The organism is Microvirga yunnanensis, assembly GCF_025460875.1.
Genome location: NZ_JAMXFI010000017.1, coordinates 65,420 through 88,167, shown reverse-complemented (window position 1 = coordinate 88,167; position 22,748 = coordinate 65,420). Strand labels below are relative to the sequence as shown.

The 22,748-nt window shown below is 60.1% G+C and carries 20 protein-coding genes and 1 riboswitch; of the genes, 16 read left to right on the top strand and 4 right to left on the bottom strand.

The window, feature by feature from the left end; translation table 11 throughout:
* Positions 1–107: 107 nt before the first annotated feature.
* Positions 108–830, bottom strand: a complete 723-nt coding sequence (locus NF876_RS11275) for a L,D-transpeptidase (RefSeq protein ID WP_262268892.1) — start codon at positions 828–830, stop codon at positions 108–110.
* A gap of 410 nt (positions 831–1,240) precedes the next feature.
* A riboswitch (glycine riboswitch) is annotated at positions 1,241–1,329 on the bottom strand.
* Between the two features lie 201 nt (positions 1,330–1,530).
* Positions 1,531–1,752, bottom strand: coding sequence for a hypothetical protein (locus NF876_RS11270; RefSeq protein ID WP_262268891.1), 222 nt, complete (start codon positions 1,750–1,752; stop codon positions 1,531–1,533).
* Here NF876_RS11270 and NF876_RS11265 point away from each other — a divergent pair.
* Positions 1,737–2,048 (top strand): HU family DNA-binding protein, encoded by a 312-nt coding sequence (locus NF876_RS11265; RefSeq protein WP_262268908.1) that lies wholly within the window; start codon positions 1,737–1,739, stop codon positions 2,046–2,048. The two genes, NF876_RS11270 and NF876_RS11265, sit on opposite strands and share 16 nt — an antisense overlap.
* Positions 2,049–2,605: 557 nt before the next feature.
* Here the strand turns inward: NF876_RS11265 and NF876_RS11260 are convergent.
* Entirely contained in the window at positions 2,606–3,331 is a 726-nt protein-coding gene (locus NF876_RS11260) for a GntR family transcriptional regulator (RefSeq protein ID WP_262268890.1), read from the bottom strand.
* Between the two features lie 170 nt (positions 3,332–3,501).
* Between NF876_RS11260 and NF876_RS11255 the strand changes: the two genes are divergently transcribed.
* The 6 genes from NF876_RS11255 (at position 3,502) to NF876_RS11230 (ending at position 9,420) form a co-directional block, all read left to right on the top strand.
* A complete protein-coding gene (locus NF876_RS11255) occupies positions 3,502–4,632 on the top strand; it encodes an ABC transporter substrate-binding protein (RefSeq protein ID WP_262268889.1) in 1,131 nt (376 codons plus the stop codon).
* 9 nt (positions 4,633–4,641) lie between these two features.
* A complete protein-coding gene (locus NF876_RS11250) occupies positions 4,642–6,387 on the top strand; it encodes an ABC transporter permease (protein ID WP_262268888.1) in 1,746 nt (581 codons plus the stop codon).
* A 26-nt stretch (positions 6,388–6,413) separates the two neighbouring features.
* Positions 6,414–7,499: an ABC transporter ATP-binding protein gene (locus NF876_RS11245; RefSeq protein WP_262268887.1), complete on the top strand. Its 1,086-nt coding sequence runs from the start codon at positions 6,414–6,416 to the stop codon at positions 7,497–7,499.
* 43 nt (positions 7,500–7,542) lie between these two features.
* Positions 7,543–8,700 (top strand): mandelate racemase/muconate lactonizing enzyme family protein, encoded by a 1,158-nt coding sequence (locus tag NF876_RS11240; protein ID WP_262268886.1) that lies wholly within the window; start codon positions 7,543–7,545, stop codon positions 8,698–8,700.
* 106 nt (positions 8,701–8,806) lie between these two features.
* Positions 8,807–9,178 carry an IS6 family transposase gene (locus NF876_RS11235; RefSeq protein WP_262268885.1) on the top strand — a complete coding sequence of 124 codons (372 nt, stop codon included), beginning with the start codon at positions 8,807–8,809 and terminating at the stop codon, positions 9,176–9,178.
* Positions 9,178–9,420, top strand: coding sequence for a DDE-type integrase/transposase/recombinase (locus tag NF876_RS11230; protein WP_262268884.1), 243 nt, complete (start codon positions 9,178–9,180; stop codon positions 9,418–9,420). The genes NF876_RS11235 and NF876_RS11230 overlap by 1 nt, the downstream gene beginning before the upstream one ends.
* A 157-nt stretch (positions 9,421–9,577) precedes the next feature.
* Here the strand turns inward: NF876_RS11230 and NF876_RS11225 are convergent, their stop codons facing one another.
* Positions 9,578–10,606, bottom strand: coding sequence for a LacI family DNA-binding transcriptional regulator (locus tag NF876_RS11225; RefSeq protein WP_262268883.1), 1,029 nt, complete (start codon positions 10,604–10,606; stop codon positions 9,578–9,580).
* Positions 10,607–10,777: 171 nt separating this feature from the next.
* Between NF876_RS11225 and NF876_RS11220 the strand changes: the two genes are divergently transcribed.
* The 9 genes from NF876_RS11220 to NF876_RS11180 all read left to right on the top strand — a co-directional run bounded on the left by NF876_RS11220 (position 10,778) and on the right by NF876_RS11180 (position 22,562).
* Positions 10,778–13,201: a CaiB/BaiF CoA transferase family protein gene (locus NF876_RS11220; protein ID WP_262268882.1), complete on the top strand. Its 2,424-nt coding sequence runs from the start codon at positions 10,778–10,780 to the stop codon at positions 13,199–13,201.
* 4 nt (positions 13,202–13,205) lie between these two features.
* Positions 13,206–14,057: a hotdog family protein gene (locus NF876_RS11215; protein ID WP_262268881.1), complete on the top strand. Its 852-nt coding sequence runs from the start codon at positions 13,206–13,208 to the stop codon at positions 14,055–14,057.
* 656 nt (positions 14,058–14,713) lie between these two features.
* Positions 14,714–15,826, top strand: coding sequence for a mandelate racemase/muconate lactonizing enzyme family protein (locus NF876_RS11210; protein ID WP_262268880.1), 1,113 nt, complete (start codon positions 14,714–14,716; stop codon positions 15,824–15,826).
* A gap of 24 nt (positions 15,827–15,850) precedes the next feature.
* On the top strand, positions 15,851–17,449 hold the full coding sequence (locus NF876_RS11205; RefSeq protein ID WP_262268879.1) for an ABC transporter substrate-binding protein: 1,599 nt from the start codon (positions 15,851–15,853) through the stop codon (positions 17,447–17,449).
* Between the two features lie 34 nt (positions 17,450–17,483).
* On the top strand, positions 17,484–18,422 hold the full coding sequence (locus NF876_RS11200) for an ABC transporter permease (protein WP_262268878.1): 939 nt from the start codon (positions 17,484–17,486) through the stop codon (positions 18,420–18,422).
* Positions 18,419–19,330 carry an ABC transporter permease gene (locus NF876_RS11195; RefSeq protein WP_262268877.1) on the top strand — a complete coding sequence of 304 codons (912 nt, stop codon included), beginning with the start codon at positions 18,419–18,421 and terminating at the stop codon, positions 19,328–19,330. The genes NF876_RS11200 and NF876_RS11195 overlap by 4 nt, the downstream gene beginning before the upstream one ends.
* The gene (locus NF876_RS11190; RefSeq protein ID WP_262268876.1) at positions 19,327–20,349 is read left to right on the top strand and encodes an ABC transporter ATP-binding protein; all 1,023 of its coding nucleotides are present in this window, start codon (positions 19,327–19,329) and stop codon (positions 20,347–20,349) included. Before NF876_RS11195 ends, NF876_RS11190 begins: the two co-directional genes overlap by 4 nt.
* Positions 20,346–21,350 carry an ABC transporter ATP-binding protein gene (locus tag NF876_RS11185; RefSeq protein ID WP_262268875.1) on the top strand — a complete coding sequence of 335 codons (1,005 nt, stop codon included), beginning with the start codon at positions 20,346–20,348 and terminating at the stop codon, positions 21,348–21,350. Before NF876_RS11190 ends, NF876_RS11185 begins: the two co-directional genes overlap by 4 nt.
* Positions 21,351–21,566: 216 nt before the next feature.
* Positions 21,567–22,562 carry an MDR family oxidoreductase gene (locus tag NF876_RS11180; RefSeq protein WP_262268907.1) on the top strand — a complete coding sequence of 332 codons (996 nt, stop codon included), beginning with the start codon at positions 21,567–21,569 and terminating at the stop codon, positions 22,560–22,562.
* The last annotated feature ends 186 nt before the right edge of the window (positions 22,563–22,748 follow it).

Genomic DNA, 22,748 nt, shown 5'->3' with positions numbered 1-22,748 from the left:
GCGGAGAGCCGGGGAATGCCGTGCCCTGACCGTGTGGCGGGTTTCGCGTGTCAGGCGTCTTCCGGGAGAGGCGGTCGTGATGACCGCCCGCAGACTGGCTCGGCCCATCACGTCGGCGGCTCCGTGCCGGTGTCGGCCGTGTGCATGTCCTGGAGGACGACCACCGGGGTTCCGACCGGAACGCGGCCGTACAGGTCGAGGATGTCCTGGTTGAGCATGCGGATGCAGCCGCTCGACACGGCCTCGCCGATGGTGTCGGGCTCGGTGGTCCCATGGATCCGGTACAAGGTGTCCCGGCCGTCCTGGAAGAGGTAGAGCGCCCGTGGCCCGAGCGGGTTCCCCGGTCCGGGAGACATGCCGCCCGCCCAACGCCGATTGCGCTCGGGGTCGCGCTTGATCATCGCGGCGGTGGGCGTCCAGCGCGGCCATTCCGCCTTGCGGCCCACCTGTGCCCGTCCGGCCCATTTCATGCCCGCGGCGCCCACGCCGATGCCGTAGCGGAGCGCGCGTCCGTTCTCGCGCACGAGGTACAGGTGGCGATTGGCCGTGTCGATCACGATGGTGCCGGGCCGCTCGACGGTGTCGTAGGCGACCTCCTGCCTGAGAAACTGCGGATCGACGCTCGAGATGTCGGTGGCCGGGAAGGGAAACCTCTCGTTCGGCTGCGGTCCATACATGGCGACGTAGGCTGGATGCGGTCCCTTGAGACCGGCCTGTTGAGGGGCTTGCGTCGAGACGCACCCTGCCAATGTCAGCGCGAGCAGCGTGATGCCGAGCACCGCAAGATGGATGGACGAACCCTGATGGGGGAGGAGACGGAAACGGGGCATGGGGAGGGGTTGCTCTTTTGATGGAAGATCGACGGGATGACATCCGCGCGCATTCGCCCGCCGTGCCGCTTGGGTACGGGACGGGACGCGGTAGCGGCTCACGAGTGCGGACGCGCACGGCCGCAGCGGCGTGCAAGCCGATGGGACTGGGTTCAGGGGGTGACCGTGTGCGGCTGGCCTACGCGGCGCACCGCCGGCCAGGAGGCCTGGGTGCCTTAGGCCGGATGGCCCGGCGTCGGTGCGCATGAGGATCGGGTGGGAAGTGCATGATCAGGCTCCGGGAGGCTCCGCACGCGGATGGCGCGCGAGCCCCCTCTGTCATTGGCCTGAGAGCTTCATCGCAGCCTGCTTATCGCGGCGGCGACTTACACCGTGGGCGGGAGCATGACGCTCCGCTTTTCAGAGTGTTGCACCAGCGAGCGGTCCTCGGTGCCTGAGAGTTTCCGGGGCGGTTGCTCCTTCGGCGGCCAGCACGCTGGCTCTCTCCCGCTTGCAGTGGTTCGCACCCTAAGCCGCTTTGCGGCCGAATTGTGAAGCTTGGACGCGGCCCGTACCTCCTGCTGCCGATCAGGGCCGAAGCGCCGACGTGTTGCGGGAAGGGCACATGGTGTTGGCTGGGAGGCGGTCGTGGGGTCAACGGTCGGGCCGGAGATCGCACCACCGAGAGGGCGACCCGGGAGCCAGGGCTGCTCGGGGGTGACTAACCATAGAACCCGATCCCCATGGTCATGACGGGTTCGCCCTCGTCAGGCACGCTCACGCGGGTGATCCGCGGGTCCAGCTCGTTGCCCATGTAGGCCGAGCACCTGCGGACGTAGACGAGCGGCTCCCCGTCCTCGCGGACGCCGCGTCTGATCACCCGGGACTCGAGGTCCAGCACGGCTGCGCCAATCCTATCCTGCACGAATTCCGGAACGAGCATCCGGGACGCGTCTGGCCCTTGCCGTGGCTCAGGCGGCCAATCTGCCTCAGGCTGAGGCTTTGCCACTTGTTGGAGCGGTTCTATCGGAGACCAGCGACTGCTTGGTCGCAGGAGAGCCAGTCAAGATTTCTGGCTTCGGCGGTTTCGTCCCACGCAAGAGTGGCAAACGAAAGGGGCGCGACCCAAAGACTGGGTGCAAGGTGGCGATTGAGCCGCGCACCGTGGTCTCTTTCAAACCATCCGACGTTATGGTTTCGCATGTTAACGACGAGTTGCGCAGGTTGGCCGCAGAATAGCAACCAGCGATCTCAGCGGCGGGGAGGCAGCAGCGAAGTTCCATAACACACTGCGCAATCGGGCTCGGTTAAATGCCTATTCTTCTGCCAAAACCTTTCTCTCAAGTTCCATAATGTTTGTACCGGTCGTTTTGTTGTAGGCGCAGTTACATTCATTGCATCTTTGTGACGGGATTATCAGCCGGCTCTTCGATGCACATTTCTACACTGAAGACCAAATGGTCCTATAATCGCGGATACTCGGGTCGCTACAAGCGTTGCAACCGCGTGCTCGGGTATTGCAGAGTCTAGGATAACTTCCCAGGGAGCGTCGGATTCGAGTCTGGCGCTCTCTACCTGTTTCGAGCTGTCGAAGCGGCTTACAAGTCGCCCGACAGCCAAGAGGCACCATCGGACTCCGGTGTGGATGGCACCACAACCGCCGCGGCATGTCGGACCACGGTCCTCGCGCTGGTCTTCTATCCTGCCCTGCGTCACGAGCCGTATGCGCCCCGTGTGCAGCGGATTGCCGTCCGCACTAAAGAGAGCGGCGGGGGCAGGAGTCAGCAGCCCTTGGCTTAGGCTGTTTGTGGCCTCACGCCCGGGCTCTCCTCCGAGAATAATTCCCGTTCCGCCATGCGGGCCAGCAGGCGGTCCCGCGCGGCGCTGACGTGGTCGAACACGGCCTGGCCCGCCGCCTCGGGATCCCTGTTCTCGAAGGCGAGGATCATCTTCTCGTGCTCGGCAATGACCGTCTCGTAGACGTCCGGCGTGTAGCCGCCGAGGCTGTCAGCCACGGTGCGCACGACCCTGGTCCGGCCTTCGAGAATGAGCTCGGCCTCCGGGTTCCTGGCGATCCCGTAGATGCGGTTGTGGAAGGCGATATTCTCCCGCGACGCCACCATGGCTCTTCCCGACCGGATCAGGTCATTCAGCTCCTCGTGCAGCCGGCGCAGGGTCGAAATATCCTCGTTGGTCGCCTTCTCCACCGCACGATGGGCCAGCATGGATTCAATGCCGACCCGAATGTCGTAGATGTTGCGGATGTAGGGCTCGGTCAGGGCCTCGACCCTGAATCCCCGGTGGACGATCGAAATCAGGATACCCTCGCCTTCCAACTGGCGCAGCGCCTCGCGGATGGGCATGTGGCTGACCTTGTAGCGGGAGGTCAGCGCATCGATCGTCAGGTGAGTGCCGGGCGCGAAATGCCCTGATACCAGATCCCCGATGATGGCGCGCTTCACCCTGAGGTAGGTCGGTTCGTTCAGGGGGAACTCCCCGACGGAGTTTCGCGGCGTCTCCACATGCATCTCCTGTGCAAAGCGTGGCATCGGATTCGGGCCCGACGATGTGGCACTGTTTTATCTCTTCGTTGCTTGACGCGCAAATATATTTGCGCAAATGTACGAGCCATCGATGGTGAGAGCGCTCGCTAGAAGCGTCCCCAAGTCAAGCCGTTCCTGAGAGGATTGACATGGCCGATCACGAGAATACCAAGCATTCACGTCGCCAAGTGCTGCGAGGCAGCGCTTTCGCGCTCATAGCCAGCCTCGGCTGCCAGTTGATCCCTGGCGCCACGTTGGCACAGAGCGCACCAACAGGACTGAGCGCTGAACTGGTCGCGGCGGCCAAGGCGGAAGGCACCCTGACGTACTACCACACGACTGCAATCGACCCGACAGCCACCTGGACGGGAGAATTCACCAAGAAGTACGGGATTAAGACCCAGAACGTCCGTGGACCCAGTTACCCGCTATGGGAGCGCTGGCTCACCGAGGAGCGTGTCGGTCAGCACATGGCCGACGTCGTCCAGATCACCGACACCGTCCTGATCGAGGCTGCCCACAAGGAAGGGCTGATCGCCGACTATACCCCGCCTTCCGGAGCAGGCATCCGCCCGGACATGAAGAAGGAGGGCGTGTGGTACACCCTGTTCGTGAACGCCATGGGGATTGCCTGGAACACGACCAAGGTCACTCCCGAGGAGGATAAGCTGATCCGCGAGGGCGGCTGGAAGGTACTGACCGACCCTCGCTGGAAGGGGCGGATCGCCACGGGAACCCCGGCGTCGGGCGGCAGCAGCTATTCCTACGTCTACATGTTCCTCGGCGGGAAGCGTGACCAGTTCGGGCCCGACTTCGTGGCCAAGATGGCGGCCCTGAAGCCGCAGGTCTACGACAGCAAGTCGCCGATGTACGATCGCTTGGCCGCGGGGGAGCACGCCATCGTCGACCAGGCCTCGCAAAGCGACATGGGCGGCTTCTATCAGAAAGGGGCTCCCATCCGTTGGGTTTTCCCGAAGCCGACCCCGGCCAACCTGACCGTGCAGACCCTTTCTGCCAAGGCTCCGCATCCGAACGCCGCACGCCTCTTCCAGGAGTGGGCCGCAAGCCCGGAAGGACAGGCGGCCTGGTTCAAGGTCGCGGGCGTGGCGTCCGCCAGGCTGGATACCGTTGACCCCCGCAAGGCGGCGAAGGCCGACTGGTACAAGGAGGACTGGTACAAGGACCCGGAAGAGATCTACATCAACTATCTCAACGATCCCGGGTACGTGGATCCGGAGAAGCCGATCATCACCGAGTGGAACCAGATCTTCGGCCGCTGAGGCGCGACGATGTCCATGTCCGTTGCCGCTCCCTCGCTGAAGGCAGATGACCGCATCATCGACTACGCGGCCTTGCGCAAACGCCGCCGAGGAGTCCTGCTTCCTCTCATCCTCGGCGCGATCCTGTGCGTGCTGGTCCTCGTCCCGATCGTGCTGATGTTCGTCGGGGCCGTCCGGACCGGCACCTTCGTCGACCCGCGGGCCCAGTTTTCGCTGCGGAGCGTAATCGCGGTCTACACCACGCTGCCCTACCTCAGGACACTTGAGATCACGGTCGGTGCCTCCCTGCTGGTGTCCTTCATCGCCTGCACCGTCGGGATCGCGCTGGCCTGGCTGCTCGCGCGAACTGACATGCCTGCAAAGGGGTTGATGGAAAATTCCGTCATCGCCCCGCTCTACCTTTCCCCGTTCGTCGGGGCACTGGCCTGGCTGATCCTCGCCTCGCCGAACGCAGGCCTCCTTAATGTACTCGCCCGCGACCTGTTGGGTGTCACCGGCCCGGTCATGAACGTCATGACGGCCACAGGGGTGATCCTCGTGATGGCGCTCTACAACGTGCCGTACGCCTACATGACTGTGTCGGCCGCGCTGAAGGGCATGGACCCGTCGATGGAGGAAGCCTCCTACCTCAACGGGGCGGGAACGTTTCGTACGGCGCTGAAGGTCACCTTCCCGGTCGTCCGTCCGTCAATCGTCTCGGCGTTCTTCTTCGTGTTCGTGCTGACCTGCGGCACATTCTCGATTCCAGCGGCGCTCGGGGGAACGCAGGCCATGCCCTTCCTCGCCGTCGACATCTATCGCTCGGTCGCGACGTACCCGATCAACTACTCCCGCGCCGCGGCAATCGGAACGCTCCTGTTCTGGATCTCCCTCATCGGCGTTGCCTTATACCGCTATGCCTCAAGGGCTGCGGCACGCTTCGTCACGGTCACCGCCCGCGGCTACCGGATGCGGATGGTGAGGTTGCGGGGGTGGCGCCTGCCGGCCATGCTGCTGATCCTGGCCTACGTGACGCTGGCGATCGTGCTGCCTTACTTGGCGCTCTTCTACGTCGCCTTCACGAGCTTCACCTCGTCCTCCATCGGGGAGGCGGCGTTCACGCTCGAGAATTTCCGGTCGGTGGCCGGATCGGTGGCCGTGCAACAGTCCGTCGTGAACACGCTGCTGGTCAGCGTTCTCGCCCCCACCCTATGCGTGCTCCTCGGCCTCGTCATCGCCTATGCCATCCGGCGCATGCGCGTCATTGGCGGCGGCATCCTCGACTACATCGCGATGTTCCCGATTGCCGTGCCGGGGATCGTGTTCGGCACCGGCATCTTCTGGACCTACCTCTTGACCCCGGCCTACGGAACAATCTGGATCTTAGTGATTGCCTTCGTCGCCTCCTATATCCCATTCGCCTACCGTATGGTGGACACCTCGATCATCCAGATCGACAAGGCGTTGGAGGAAGCCTCCTCCGTCTGCGGTGCCTCCCACTGGCGAACAGCCTCTCAGGTGACATTCAGGCTCATCCGCCCCGGCATCCTCTCGGCCTGGATTTTGGTCTTCATATTCTCAGTCCGAGAGATCAGCGCCGCCATCCTCCTGGCGTCGCCGAGCAACAAGGTGCTGTCGGTGATGTCGTGGGATTACCTGGAGTTCGGGAACGTCCAGAACGCGGCCATCATCGGCCTCTTGCAGACGCTCATCCTGCTCGCGGGGGTGCTCGTGGGCCGTTACGTGCTGCGGGTGAGGCTTTCGCAACCGACCTGAGCAGCACAGGGATTTCGAGGGGAACAATGGCCAGACTTAGCGTAGAGGATCTCGTCGTCGCCTACGGCAGCGTTAAGGCCGTCCGCAACATCAGCTTCACGGTCGAGGACGGCGAGTTCGTCTCCCTTCTCGGGCCGAGCGGATGCGGAAAGACAACGACGCTACGCTGCATCGCGGGCCTTGAGGGTTCAACGGCGGGAACGATCCGGATTGGCGATGAGGTCGTCGCGGCGGACGGGCGGGAGGTCCCGCCAGAGAAGCGCGGCATCAACATGGTCTTCCAGTCCTACGCCGTGTGGCCGCACATGACGGTGTTCGAGAACGTCGCCTACGGCCTGCGCACCCGCCGGGAACCCGCAGCGACCGTCGAGGCAAAGGTGCGCGAGGCCCTGAGGATCGTGGGGCTCGAGGGATATGCAGCGCGATACGGGACGGAGCTCAGCGGCGGCCAGCAGCAGAGGGTGGCGCTCGCACGTGCCATCATCACGTCGCCCCGCCTTCTCCTGTTCGACGAACCTCTGAGCAACCTTGACGCGGGACTTCGTGACCGGATGCGCTTCGAACTCGTCGAGCTTCAACGGCGCCTTGGGCAGACCTCGCTCTACGTGACCCATGACCAGTCGGAAGCGATGCTGATGAGCGACCGCATCATCCTGATGAAGGATGGCGAGATGATTCAGTCGGGAAGCCCGCGCGACCTCTATGACCGTCCCGCGACCCGCTTCGCCGCCGAGTTCATCGGCAATGCTAACATCCTGAACGGAATGATCGCCCGCTCCGAAGGCCAGGGAGGCGCAATTGTGGCTCTCGCTGGAGGGGTCACGATCGAAGGCCGCTTCTCCTGGACGGAGCAGGAGAGGGTATCGGGCCCCGTCCTGGTCTGCATCCGCGCCGAGAGCATCCAGCGTGTCGCGGACGGCGAAAGCGGCGCGAACTGCTTCGATGCCGAGGTGACATCCACGAACTTTCTCGGCGCGATTGTGACGTCCGCGATCCGGATTGGCGACGTAGGACTGCGCGCCGAGTTCGCCGCGCGGCGCCCGCCGAGCGTCGGCGAGACAATCCGCGTCCGCATTGAGCCGGATGCCGTGATCCTGATTACCGAACATTAACCAAGGCGGCGATGCCGCCACCTGACCTAGCGAGGGAGAACCCATGCGGATCGAAAGCGTCGAGAGCATCTTCGTGGACAAGTACCTGTTCGTGGAAATCCGCACCGACAATGGTCTCGTCGGGCTGGGCGAAGGGGGAGCCTGGGGTTTCCACGAGGCAACGGCCGGAGCGGTGGTACGGTTCAAAGATTACCTCCTCGGCCAAGACCCACTGAAGATCGAGCACCACTGGCAGTACATGTACCGCTGGGCCCACTTCCGTGGGTCGGCTGTCATGGCCGCCCTCAGCGCCATCGACATCGCCCTGTGGGACATCATGGGAAAGCATTTCGAGGCTCCGGTCCACGCCCTGCTCGGTGGCAAGGTGAGAAACAAGGCGCGAGCTTACTACCACGTGTTCGGTGAGACCAAGGATGAGCTGTTCTCCGGCATCGAGGCAGCGAAGAAGTTGGGCTTCACCGCCGTCGGCCACCTGACGCCCTTCCTGGACTCCCGCAGGGAAGAACCCTATTTCCAGACCCACGCCCAAAAGATCGGGGATGCGGTCGAGACCGTGCGCCAGTATCGAAAGATCGCGGGCCCTGAAATGGACCTGTGCATCGAGATCCATCGTCGGATGACCCCGTACGAGGCGGTGCAACTCGGTCGTGCCATCGAACCCTTCTACCCGATCTTCATGGAGGATCCGATCCTTCCGGACAACCTCGATGAGATGGCCTATGTCGCGGACAAGATCGGCATCCCGATCGCGACCGGCGAGCGCATGACGTCAATCTGGGAATTCCAGATGCTCCTGGCGCGTAACGCGGTTCAGCTCGTCCGGCCGGACGTCTGCATCGTCGGCGGCATCTCCGGCGCGCGGAAGATCGCGGCACTCGCCGAGGCTTCGCATGCGGGAGTCGTGCCCCACAACCCGCTCAGTGCAGTCTCGACCGCAGCCTGCCTCCAGATCGCGGCAACAGCGCCAAACTTCGTCCTTCAGGAATTCCCGAACGATACCTGGGACGTGACTGACAAGCGGCCGGACTCCGATAGCTTCCTTGTCGGCTCCGCACAGCACGACGGCGAGGGCTTTCTGACGATCAGCGACGAGCCCGGCATCGGGGTCTCGCTTCGTCCGGATGCCGCTGAGAAATTCCCGTATCGGCCGCGTACCCTTCACACCCGGTTGCACAAGGACGGCTCGGTTGTGGACCAATAGCATCCTGAGCGCCCCGTCGTCCGGTGCGGGCACGGGGCGCCTTTGGCGGGACCGTTGCATTAACCTAGACCTTGTAGCGAGGGATGCCGATTGAAGAGCCGCGCTGATGTCTCTGCTCAAGCTCCGTCGCTTTCCCGTGGAGATCATCCTGCTGTGCTGCGTGCGCTGGAACTGCAAGTATGGGATCAGCTATCCCGATCTCGCCGAGATGATGCAGGAGCGGGGCGTCGAGGCCGACCCATCTACGAGCTTTCGGTGGGTTCAGCGCTACGCGCCGGACATCGAGAAGCGGGTCCGTCGGTATCAGGGACATCGCACTGGTTCATGGCGTGTGGATGAAACTTATGTGCGGGTCAGCGGGAAATGGAAGTATCTCTTCCGTGCAGTCGATAAGCACGGGCGGCTCGTCGACTTTATGCTCTTCGACTGCCGAAACACCCGAGCCGCTTATCGCTTCTTGCGCAACCCCTCAAGCTGATGGGCGACTATCCTCCATCCTCGATTACGGCCGATAGGCTAGCCTTTTATCCAAAGTCCATCCGACGATTACAAAGCGAAGTGCTGTTGTCGAAAGATGCCGTGCACCCGACCTCGAAATATCTCAACAATATCATCGAAGCGGATCACAGCGCACTCAAGCGTGTGATCCGTCCGACCCGAGGCTTCCAGAGGATGAAAATAGCCTCCGCCACTATCAAAGGTTTGAGGTCATGCGGATGATCCGCCGCGGCCACTGAGTTCTGCCGGCGCCTGGTGCGACAGGTGAAATCCGCCTCGTGAGAGCTCTTCGGTGTTGCCGCCTGACGAGAGCCTTCAGATGGATGCATTGTGCCTTATGGCAGTTACTGCAACAAAGCCGGTTAATGCAACGGAGCCCTCAGGTCCTTGTGGCATCACTCGCGGTTGACTCTCTCACAACGAGGCTGCCAGATAGCCGTCGTATGACCTGGGTCTGTCCAGGTTGACAGGAACCTTCTTGGAGCATCCTGACGGTCTCGCTGACAATGCCGTCAAGAGGCTGACGAAACGTCGTGAGTGCATAATGCGGCCAGCTTGCCATCGCGATATCGTCAAATCCTGCTATTGAGATGTCTTCCGGCACTCGCAAACCCGCTTCCTCCCGCAATGCGTCCATGCCTCCAAGCGCCAGAATGTCGTTGGCGAAGAATATCGCATCTGTTTTACTCCCTGCTGCGATTTCTAGAGCAGTGCGACGCCCAGCATTGTAGCTGTACTCTCCGCCGTCAATGTTGGCTGTGAGCGTCATGCCGAGCTCGGCGACCCTCGTAACGAACGCATTTCTTCGCTCCCGGCCTGTGCTGGTGTGAGCTAATCCGGCGACGTAGGCCACTCGGCGCTGGCCGAGTTCGTAGAAATGGTCTGCAACGGCGCGTCCGCCCTCAATGTTGTCACACGCTACGCATGCAATGCTCACGTCCTCAACGACTCTGTTGATGAGAATGGCCGCACGTCCTTCGGTTACCCGCTGCAGTGTGGGACCTGATAACACCGTGGCCGAGATAACGATCACTGCATCCACATTGTAGCGCCGCAGGGCCGATAACTGCTCCTGAAGGTTAGCACCAGCCGTAATATTAAACAGAAGGCTTTGAAACCCGATTCTCTGTAATTCCTGTGACAGCTTTTCAAGCAAGGCCGGATAGAACGGGTTTTGCATCTCGGAAACGACGATGCCGACGATATTCGTGCGGCGCTTCGATAGCATGCTGGCGATGGCGTTCGGCTGGTAATCCACCGTTGCGGCATACTGTAGGATTTTCTCGCGAAGTTCCGGTGCGATGCTCGCGCCAGGCGTAAACGCGCGTGAGACCGCTGATTGGCTCACTCCGATCATGCGTGCCAGTTCACGTGCTGTAAGGGAGTTACGCTTCGGTCTGGTGTCCATAGGGCCGTCCTGTCCCCCGTTCATATTGCTGATCCCCCGATTGCCGGAGCGGCTACAGGCCATTCTACTTGTGGAGCGGACCGGCTCCAATGGACCAGACCGCACAACGAAAGTCGCAATTGCATACGGATGCAAAACTGTCTAGACCAGAGTCTGTAAGGGAGGAAAGCGATGCCCTTTCTCGCAGCGGCGAATCTTGAACCCGGTTGCATCACGCCGTCCGCTTTAATCGGCCTGAGAGTTGTGGACTTTTCCGACAGTGTTGGAGGACAGTACTGTGCACGGCTCCTCGCCGACTTTGGGGCCGAAGTCGCCCTGATCGAACCAGAGACCGGATCGCCAATCCGGCGCATGCCTCCCTTTTCCGTCCAGGGTGATGAGGTTTCCTTGTTTTTCTGGCACCTCAATTGCGGCAAGCGATCCGTGAGCCTCAATCGGGAGAGTTCGCCCGGGCAACAGCAATTCGAGGCCTTGCTGACTGCAGCTGACGTCGCCGTATTACCGCAAGGCTTCGATGCCGATAAGGTCTCTCGCATCAATCCGCAGTGCATCCCGGTGCACGTCAGCGCTTTTGGGGACGATGGCCCAATAGCTCACTGGAAAGGCCCTGAAATCGTATTGCAGGCGCTGTCCGGAATGATGAACAACAATGGCGAGTACGGCCGGGAACCCCTCTATGGGACTGGTGAGCGTGCCTCGTTTGCTGCGGGTCTTGCGGCTTATATCGGCGTCTTGGCCGCGCTGCGGGCGCGGGACGGCACCGGCGTCGGGCAAAAGGTATACGTCGATGCTGCCGAGACGGCAGCGGCCATGTGCTTTCCGTATGTGATGCGGCATATATACAATGGAAGCGTCCATACCCGGCGTGACCAATCGATCCCGGCCAGCCAGGTGAAATGCCGGGACGGATGGGTGTGCATCTGGATCTACAACCACCGCTGGCATGCATTCTGCACGGCATTGGATCTGCCTGGCGTAGAGTCCGATCCGCGTTTTGCAGATCCCCTGACCCGGCGCAGGAACTGGGATGCGCTCTTCGCGATCATTCAGGACCGCGTCGGCGATTCCAAGGCTGAAGATCTAGTCGATCTGCTCCAGCGAGCCGAAGTGATTGCGGCAAAAGCCTACCGCCCCTCCGAGTTGTACCACAATGCTCACCTCAACAGTCGTGGTTTTTGGGAGGAGGTCGACGGGCGCGTCGTTCTAGGGCCGCCCTTCCGAATGAGCGAGACGCCGCGCAAGGTACGCTCAGGCGCGCCGGCTTTAGGAGAGGCGAATGCCTGCCTCAAACACCCGTCGCGTTCAGGCGGGTCGCCTGCACAGGCACGGCCGGCGATGCGTCGGCCACTGGAGGGTATCAGGGTCATTGAGATTGCAACTGCATGGGCGGGACCGATGGCTGGCCGGGTACTGGCCTACTTGGGAGCAGAGGCGATCCACGTCGAGTCGCCCAATCGGGTCAATTCCTGGCGCCTGAATAAGGAAAAGCCGAACCCGATCAACTTTCCCGACGGCGTACCAGGTGAACGGCCATTCGATCGCGCGTTCCTGTTCAATTCCCAGAACGTTAACAAGCTCTCTTGCATTCTCAATCTCAAGACAGAGGAGGGGCGTCAAACGCTCCGGAAGCTCGCTGCAGTGGCCGACGTACTTATCTGCAACTTCCGGCCCGGCACGCTGGCCAAGCTGGGTCTGGGATATGATGAGCTTGCACGGATCAAGCCGGACATCATTGTCGCCGAGTTGCCCGCCTTTGGCCGGGAAGGGCCTATGTCACGGTATGCCGCACTGGGGCCGACCATGGAAATGGCGACCGGCATGTCCGCCATGATCGGCTATCCAAAAGGTCAGCCTGAAAATACGGGACCGTCTTACCTTGATCCCATCGGAGGGTTCAATGCCGCTGCCGCGATCCTGACGGCGCTGCACTATCGGCAACGGACAGGCCAGGGGCAATACATTGAAGTACCTCAGGTCGAAGCGGCGATGCAGTTCATCGGTGCCGAGCTTTTGCACGCAACGGAGACGGGGACAGATCCTGTGCCTGATGGAAACCATGTCGGGACCATGGTGCCACACGATGCCTTCCCTGCTCGTGGCGAGGATCAATGGGTTGTGATCGCGGCCCAAACCGATGAACAGTGGCGACGGTTGTGCGAAGTCATGGGCCACCCGGAACTCCTGGACGATGTTCGCTTTGCGTCGCTGGCCGGTCGTCGCGTTCATCAGGACGAGCTCACCAGGATCATATCCGCTTGGACCAGCAGCCGCGATAAAGACGACACTGCCAAGATGCTGCAGAACGTCGGCATCGCAGCGGCCCCTGTCGCCGATTCGGCTGATGTGGCGAGGAGCGAGTATCTGGCCCACCGGGGATTCTTCACCGAACTCGAGCATCCTGATGCTGGACGGCATCATCACCCAGGGCTGCCGATTCATCTAAGCGCTACTCCCGGCGATCAGCGGTCAGCCGCCCCCTGTTTCGGGAGCCACAATATGCTGATCCTCCAGGAGGTTCTGGCCCTCACTCGGCATGATATCTCCCACTTAGAGGCAAGCGCTGCCGTCGCCACAGTTCCCTTGCCGGATAGTTGATCTCATGAACAAGCGCCTCTCCTATCAAGCGGGCGAGTTCCCACGGACGTTGAGCCTCCAGATTCGTCTCGACGACGATCCTCGCTACAAGGGATCGATCCACGACGATGCAGTGGCCCGCGCCCGAGGCTATAAGGCTGCACTGGTACCTGGTGCCTTCATCTACGGTCATATCAGTCGTGTCGCGGTCGAGGCCTGGGGCAGGGACTGGGCCGAAAGAGGGGGCATGGGTGCGCGGTTCCGCCGCCCTGTGTACAACGGAGACACACTGAGAATATTCGCCACGAACCTTTCAGGTGGGCCTGAAATGCGTCGAGCTTCTATCAGTGTCGTTAACGAAGACGATGAAGAGGTAGCAACAGGTTGGGTCGGCTTGCCCGACTCGCCGGGGTCACCACCGAGCTTTTCGGATTTCAGGATCATTCCCCGGCCTGAGGTGCCTCCCGAGATATCACCAGGAGCACTTCGCCCCGGGCTGCCGGTCACTACCGCCGACAGAATCCTCAGTGAGACTGAGTTCCGCGCCTCCCTTCGGGCTTTTGGAGAACACCACCCCGTCTACGCTGAACCCGCTTTCGTGCATTCGGGCTGCCTGATGCGCATTGCCATGGGAGACACCAATAACAGCTTCCGGTTCCCCGCACCGATCGTTCTGGTCTCTGTAGAGGCCCGGCATTTCGCGCGCGTTCGCCCTGGTCAACGATTAGCGACTGTCGGCCGGATCACAGGAACCAGTCTCCGAAAAGGCAAATATTATTTCGAAAGCGAAGAGGTCGTGACTGCAAACGGCACCCCGGTCGCTCACTTCGCCCGATCTTCAATCTACGCCTACGAACCGGATCGTGAGTCGTCATGACGGATCAGGATAGATCAGGCGCAGGGATCACTGTTGCCGACCAAAACAGCGGGTGCATCAATGCCTATGATATTTTTTCCGAGCCGCTCGCATACGGATGCAAAGTAGGTCATACTCAATAAGATTGGGATCGCCAATGCGGAGCATACCGCATTCATGGAAACACCAGGAGGATGCTCTGAGCCGCAAAATCGGCAGGCATTATCACATTATTGCGTTCGCCAACCTGCAGAGGTCGGCTGGATCCCTGTTGCTGGGTCCGCGGCAGAAGCTACACGCCAGGGGCATGATAACGCGCCAAACGCGTCGCCTCTCAATGACGCGATGCATTCCAATCGATAGGCAGATATCGCTGTCGCTTCCCTTGGGTCTGCCATCGGCGCACTCGCCCAGACGGATCGGGGCGAGGAAATAGCCATGGCTACCGCCCGCCTCTGGTTAATGGACCTTTGTTCAAAACCGATCGCAGGCGGGCGGCCTTTGAAACGGCGCAATCCGTTAGACCCGCAGCGTCCATCGACTGCGAGGATTCACTCCAGCGCATGTCGTTTCCACTCGAGCGCCCGCCGGGTTCGCTCATCCGCAAAGCGACGCACCTGCTTCGATGTCGCCCAGTCTTCAGTTGAACAATCTGATTCTTAGGAAGGATAAACAACTTGTCGGCCCGCTCCCTCATCGCAAAAATCGACGCCTTTCAGGTTGCTTGGGATATCAACGATCCACCGGGGCGACGCACTGCGTTCGTCCGAGTAACGACTGCGGACGGCCTGGTCGGATACGGCGAGGCGTCTCCAATGATGGGCGGCGAGCATTCTCTCGGAGTCATTCGAGACTTCGCAGAATCGCTGATCGGCGCGGACGTGATGGATCAGGCGGTCCTTCAGGACCGGCTTCTGCATAAATACGTAAAGCTTGGGCCAGAAGGTGCTGTCACAGGGGCTTTAGCAGCGCTCGACATCGCACTCTGGGACATCAAAGGGAAATATTTTGATCAACCCATTTACAAGCTCTTGGGAGGGGCTTGGCGCACCGAAATTCCCTTTTATGCCTCTATCGGCGGGAATGCAGCGCGAACACTCGATGAGACAGTAAGAGTCGTGGAGGCTCGCTGGAAGGCGGAGAAGCCTGCTGCGATCAAAATTCGGTGGGATGGCGATCGAACCCGGCAAGACTACGATATTCCGGGCGACATTGCCAAAGCGCGCGCAGTTCGTAAGCTTGTGGGAGGCGACTTCCCACTGGCGTTCGATGCCAACAACCAATATTCAGTCGGGGGAGCGATCCGTGTTGGCCGGGCACTGGAAGAGCTGGGGTACCTCTGGTTCGAAGAGCCCGTACAACACTACAACGTACGAGCCATGGGCGAGGTTGCGCAACGCCTCGACATTACCGTGTCCGCTGCTGAGCAGTCCTATACTCTCCAGGCTGTCGTGGACATGATCAACGCCGGGGTACGCATGGTGCAGCCCGATATCGTCAAGATGGGTGGTATCACCGGCCTCATGCAATGTGCCGCGATTTGCCACGCTCATGGTGTGGAGTTGGTTCCTCATCAGACGCAACCGTTGATCGGTCACGCGGCCAATCTGCATGTACTCGCAACGATCATGCACCTGACCAAGCCCGCTGAGTTTGCCGATCCCTCCACGCGGATGCATGTTGCTTGCGCCAATCCGCTCAAGCCCGAGGAGGGAAAATTCATCGTACCGTCTGGCCCGGGTTTAGGACTGTCGATCATCGATAACGAACTGGACAGGCGCCGGGTCTGAAACCTGTCTTCAGGAGGAAAGCCAATGACGATAAAACGCCGAGAGTTTCTTCAACTTAGTGCCGCAACCATAGGCCTGACAGCGATTGGGGTCCGGACTGCCCGGGCGGCAAATCGTCCCGACGTCCTTCGTATCGGCATTGCCGCAAAAGGCCCGCGCACCAGCGACCCCAACCAAACAACGCAGGGATCGGATAATTGGGCGACGGAGCAAATTTACGAACAACTCGTTAGGCCCGAGGATGGCGATTTTGCAACCTCACCAAGCAAGTACGTTCCTACGCTGGCGACTGAATGGTCAACTTCATCAGACGCAAGGACCTGGACGTTCAAGCTGCGCCAAGGGGTTCAATTCCATAAAGGTTACGGGGAGATGACCTCTGACGATGTCGTTTTCTCGTACAAACGAGCCATCAAGGACGGCACCAATACGACAATTTTGTCCAATATCGCCGATGTCGTGGCAAAGGGGCCATATGAAGTCGAAATCACATTGAAATCGCCTGATGTGAACCTCCTCGGAACGAGCATATTCTCGAATAATACCTCTATCGTATCTCGGAAGGCCTACGACGCGATTGGAGAGAAGAAGTTCGCCACTGACGCGGTTGGGACTGGTCCTTACGAACTTGTTCGTTTCGACAGCCAGTGGGGTGAGGCCCTAAAGCGCCATGAAGCGTATTGGGGCCCTAAAGCCAAGATTCCCAATGTGGAGTGTGTCTTCATTGCAGACACCACGGCCCGCACTCTGGCCCTCCTATCAGGCGATGTCGATATGATCGAGGCTGTACGTGCCCCAGGATGGGTCGACTCAATGCTTCAACGCGATCCAACGTTGAAGTTCGACATGACTGCTCCTGGTTCCTTCAATACCTTGCATATCAATTTAAACCGCAAGCCATTCGACAATCTCAAAGTTCGTCAGGCGGTCATGTACGCAATCGACCGGCATGCTGTCGCGGACGCCCTGAAACCGATGGGCGGATTCATGGCAGGACTTCAGCCTGACTTCTTCCCGGCAGGATTTAAGACTGAGGAGCTGCCACCTGAGCTGCAATATAACTACGATCCAAAGAAGGCCAAGGCTCTGCTCGCCGAAGCGGGTTTTCCCAATGGCTTCGATTTCGACAGCAACTGCAGCCAGCGGGAAGATTATGCGTCGACCATGCTGATCGTGCAGGAGCAACTGCGGGCAGTTGGGCTGAGGATGAACCTGAAGATCGGCGACCACACCGCTTATCACGCGGATAATCGGAGTGACAAGAACACCTTGGCGATGCATTCGTCCAGTTATCCTCCGATACCGACCCAGCTCTATTTCCAGCAACTGTCGTCGAAGTCCGAGGTCAAGGCCGATGGCTCGGGCGGAGGAAATTACAGCCACTACGGTACGACGATCCCCGGGATCGACGCCCTCTTGGATAAAGCTCTGCAAGCAACCGATTACGAAACCTACATCGATAGTTGTAAACAGATTGAGCTGCAGGTGCTACGCGATCTCCCCTTGATTGGGCTCTCGACACTGTCGTTCACCGTAGCCCGTAACGCACGCGTCGACTTGGGGTATCCGGTGAAAAGCGGGTACGCTCGCTGGAGATTCCATCGCGCCACCAAGACCGCTTGAGCGAAAACACCGAGGCAAAGAGGGTGCGCACGTCATGAACCGCTACCTGCTTCTCAGACTTGCTGACGCCGTTCCAACGGTTTGGCTCGTCCTTACCCTCGTGTTCATTGCGATGCGCATCCTGCCGGGCGACCCAGCGCTAGCGGCGCTTGGCGACATGGCGCAGCCGGAGCAACTGGCTGCGTTCCGGGAAAAAATGGGGCTGAACGTGCCCCTATGGCAGCAATACATCAATTTTCTGGCTGGAGTTCTGACCTTAAACCTCGGTGATTCGTACATGAACGGCTCGTCGGTGCTCGATTTGATCGGCCGGAACCTTCCGTACACGATCGAGCTGACGGCAGTCGCGATGGTCTTCGGGATTGCGGCGGGCGTACCGCTTGGTGTTCTCGCCGCGGTCAATCGCAACAGACTACCAGATTCTGGAGTGCGAGCATTCTCGCTGCTCGGATATGCAATACCGGACTTCTATTTAGCGGCCTTGCTGCTCATCGTCTTCGCACTGAATCTCCGATGGTTCCCGATCAACGGCGTAGGGGAAGGCTTCGTCGACCGAATGCACCACATTGTATTGCCGGCGCTCACTCTAACGCTCGTCAAGGCCGCCTTCATTGGTCGACTAACGCGAACCTCGCTTCTCGAAGTGTTCGGCAAGGACTACATTCGCACGGCGCGCGCGAAGGGAGCGCGCGAACCCAGGGTCATCTATCGGCACGGCCTACGTAATGCTCTTCTCCCACTTTCGACCGGAATGGGGTTGAGCCTGCTTGCCACACTTTCCGGTTCCGTTGCCGTCGAACTCGTTTTCAACAGGCCCGGAATCGGCAGGCTTCTCATTCAGGCAATCAACGAGCGTGACTACGGTGTCATTCAGGGCGGCGTGATCGTCTTCGCGATGATGGTCGTCTTGATCAATCTGCTGATGGACCTCCTCTACATCATCATTGATCCACGCATTCGGGTAACGTCATGAGCATGTCTTCCGACCCGGTGGTCTTGCCGCCCCTGCAGACTGATGCTGTGCCACTTGTGCCAGTGACGCCTGGGGTAAGCGTTCTCCTCCGCCAAATGGTGCTTAACCGGCCTTCAACCGTATTCGCACTCGCGATTGTGGCCGCGTTCATTGCGGTTGCGGTGCTCGCACCGTGGATAGTTCCCTACGATCCGCTGGCTCAAAGCGTCCTCAAGATCAATAAATATCCGTCCGCACAGCACTGGCTCGGCACCGATCAATTTGGGCGCGATGTGCTGTCGCGGATGATCCAGGGATCGCGGAATTCACTGCTTTTTGGAATGATCTCTCCCGCGCTGGCAGCGGTCGTCGGCACGACTCTGGGCGTTGTGGCGGGATACTTCGGCGGGCTGACGGATCGGATCATCAGCCGACTTGTCGACCTGCTGCTCTCGTTCCCGGAGTTGCTTTTGGCGATCATGATCGCAGCAGTTCTTGGGGGCGGCTTCTGGAAGATCATTGCGGTTATCAGCGTAGCCTTCGTGCCCGGATTTGCGCGGGTGGCGAGAGCCTCAACACTTGCTGTTAAGCAGGAGTCCTATATCGAGGCGGCTGTCGCTGTCGGCGTGAGCACCCCGGTCATCATCTTCCGTCACATCGTGCCAAACATTGCGGCGCCGATTGTAGTCCTGATGACACTCTGGGTCGCATCAGCCATCCGGTTGGAAGCATCGTTGAGCTTTCTCGGAATTGGCACTCAGGCGCCGAACCCAAGTTGGGGAAACATCATCCGTGATGGGCTCAACAACCTGTTCGGCTCTCCGTGGCCCATCATCAGTGCCGGCTTCGCGATAACATGCGTCGTACTTTCCTTTAACCTGATGGGCGACGCCGTCCGCGACATGCTCGACCCGGAGACAGCCCCATGAACTCGTTGGTGCGTCCTCAACACGCTGGAATGTCATCAGTCATCCCGCCGTTACTCAGAGTCAAGGATCTTGCGGTAGAGTTTGGGTCGCGAGCCAATCCAATCCGGGTCATTGATGGCGTGAGCTTCGAGATCGGCGCAGGCTCGGTCGTCGGGATCGTCGGAGAGTCCGGATCGGGCAAGTCGATCACCTCGTTGGCTATCATGGGCTTGATCCCGTCACCACCCGGACGGGTCGCGGCCGGTCGAGTGGAGTTCGACGGGATCAATCTTCTTGAACTACCTCGAGCCAAACTGCCCGATATACGCGGGCGCGACATTGCTATGATCTTTCAGGAGCCCATGAGTTCGCTGAACCCGGTCATGACAATCGGCGACCAGATTGGGGAGGCCATAAAGCTACACGAGCGAACGACCCGCGAGGAGCGGCGCTCTCGCACGATCGACCTCCTGCGCCTCGTTGGTATGCCTGATCCTGACAAGCGCCTCGCAGCCTATCCGCATCAGTTCTCTGGAGGCATGCGCCAGCGCGTCATGATCGCGATGGCGGTTGCTTGCAATCCGAAACTCCTAATTGCCGATGAGCCAACCACAGCGCTTGATGTGACGATCCAAGCGCAGGTATTGGAGCTGATGAAGAAGGTCCGGCGTGAGCTCAACACTGCTATACTGTTAATTTCACATGACCTTGGGGTGGTCGCCGACATAGCAGAGCGGGTTATTGTCATGTATGCCGGCCGAGTTGTGGAAGATGGCGACGTTCGGTCGATTTTCCGCCGGCCAGGCCATCCCTATACACGTGGACTTCTTCGGTCGGTGCCAAGGCTTCGGGATGATCAGCAGCGTCTATACCAGATACCCGGATCAGTGCCGCTGCCAGGTACGATCAAGGAGGGATGTCCCTTCGTAACGCGCTGTCCAGATCGGATAGAGAAGTGTGCGAGACAGACACCGCCACTGTTCACGCTTGGACCTAGTCAGAGGGCAGCCTGCTGGGTGAGCGCTGGAGATATGGCATGATACCGATCCAAAGTGAGGCCGAGTTCCTTGCGGTCAGAGATCTAGGCAAGACCTTTAGTGGCCGAAGCGGGTTCATGAAGGGCGCTACTCCTCCAGTGCGAGCTGTCGATGGGGTGACATTCAGCATCCGGCGCGCCGAGACATTGGCACTTGTTGGCGAGTCCGGTTGTGGCAAATCCACTCTCGGCAGGCTTCTGCTGCGGCTGATTGAGCCGTCTGACGGAGACGTTCGCGTCGACAACAAGAGTTTGATGAGCCTCGCTTCTCACGAAATGCGGGCGATGCGGTCTCGGATGCAGATGATCTTTCAGGATCCCTATGGGTCGCTGAGCCCAAGACGCTCCATCGCGCAAATTATTTCGGAGCCGCTGGAAGTGTTCGGAATTGCAAAGACCAGAAGCGAACGGCGCGATCGGGTTGCCGAGCTTTTGACGCAGGTCGGCCTTTCTCCTTCGTTCATGGATCGTTACCCGCGTCAGTTTTCCGGCGGGCAGCGCCAGCGCATCGGCATAGCCAGAGCGATTTCACTAAACCCGGAATTTATCGTAGCAGATGAGCCTGTCTCGGCACTCGACGTCTCGGTACAAGCTCAGATTGTCAATCTGATGCAGGACCTTCAAGAGAAGAGACGGTTCGCCTATTTGTTCATCGCCCACGATCTCTCGGTGGTGCGTCACGTCGCCGATCGCGTGGCAGTGATGTACCTCGGAAGGATCGTAGAGTTGGGGCCGAAGAACCGCGTTTACGATCAGCCAAGCCATCCGTACACTCAAGCTCTGCTATCTGCGGTTCCTGAACCTGATCCTGACGCACCCAAGAAGCGCATTATTCTCATGGGCGACGTTCCAAGTCCTGCCAATATTCCGAGTGGCTGCAGTTTCCACACACGGTGTCCCATCGCATCCTCAATCTGTCGAAGCGAGCGACCTCCGCTCGCCGAGACCACCCCGGGACACTACGCAGCCTGTCACTTCGCCAAACCTAATCCTATTCCGGCGTAAGAACCTACCGAACCTGAATGTGGTCGCATAGCCTCCAATTCCGTGCCTCTGCATGTCCACTTTGGTCGCGGATGCGCCAAACCTTAGCTGTCAGCGACCTGTTGATATGAGCTATTATCCTTAGAGCATTTCGAAGTATGCCAGCACCATAGCTCATATCACATAGTCCTTCGTCGACCCCATTGAATGTGGCTCCCCGCCAGCGAGAGGAATGAAATGGCTGACACCTTCGAAGCCTTTGTGATCGAGGATGCCAACGGCAGGACAAAAGGGACGTTCAGGAACCTCACGCTCGAGGACCTTCCCGACAACGACGTGCTCGTCGAGGTCGCCTACTCCACCGTGAACTACAAGGATGGTCTGGCCGTCACCGGCAAGGGAAGGATTGTGCGCCGGCTGCCCATGGTGGCGGGCGTTGATCTGGCCGGAACGGTGATCGAGTCCCGCTCGCCCGATTGGAAACTTGGTGACAAGGTGATCGTCAATGGTTGGGGCATGTCGGAGACGGTCTGGGGCGGCTACAGCCGTTTCCAACGCCTGAGGCCCGAATGGCTAATCCGCTTGCCGGAGAGCTTCACGCTGGAAGAGGCGATGGCGATCGGCACCGCGGGCCACACAGCGGCGCTGTGCGTGGATGCGCTGGAGGACTGGGGCGTCGTGCAGTCGACTGGCAAGGAGGTTCTGGTTACGGGCGCTTCGGGCGGCGTTGGTTCCATGGCGGTGGCGCTGCTCGCCCAGCAGAAATATTCAGTGGTCGCTTCCACCGGCCGGCCGGAGACGCACGACTATCTGCGCAGCCTCGGCGCGGTGGGCTTCATCAATCGTTCGGATCTGCTTGAGAAGGGACCTTCCCTGCAGAAGGAGCGCTGGGGCGGTGTGATCGACTCGGTTGGCGGCCAGACTCTGGTGAACGCGCTCTCGCAGACCGTCTATGGCGGTGCTGTTGCGGCCTGTGGCTTGGCCGGCTCGGCTGACCTCCCTGCCTCGGTGTTTCCATTCATACTGCGCGGCGTGACGCTCATCGGCATCGAGTCGTCGCATGCGCCGCAGGCCCAGCGCGACGCGGCCTGGGCACGCCTCGCTCGTGACCTTGATCCGGCGAAGCTGAGGACGATGTACGAGGTCTACCCCTTCAAGGCCCTGCCGGAACTGGCGGACGGGATCTTGGCCAACCGGATTCGAGGTCGTATCGTCATTGATCTCAGGGCGTGAGATTCCACTCCCGGATCCCAGCGTCTGGCAATCAGCGTTCTTGCGCCACCTTCCCAGAGCGCAATTTCCACTCGGCCGACATGAAGCCGGGACGCTAATGGCCTAACACGCGATCACGAATGCGTGCAGGCCGCTTGCCACGCCTTTTGCGCCGTTGACGGGAACTCCTGCAAAGCGATCGTGTGG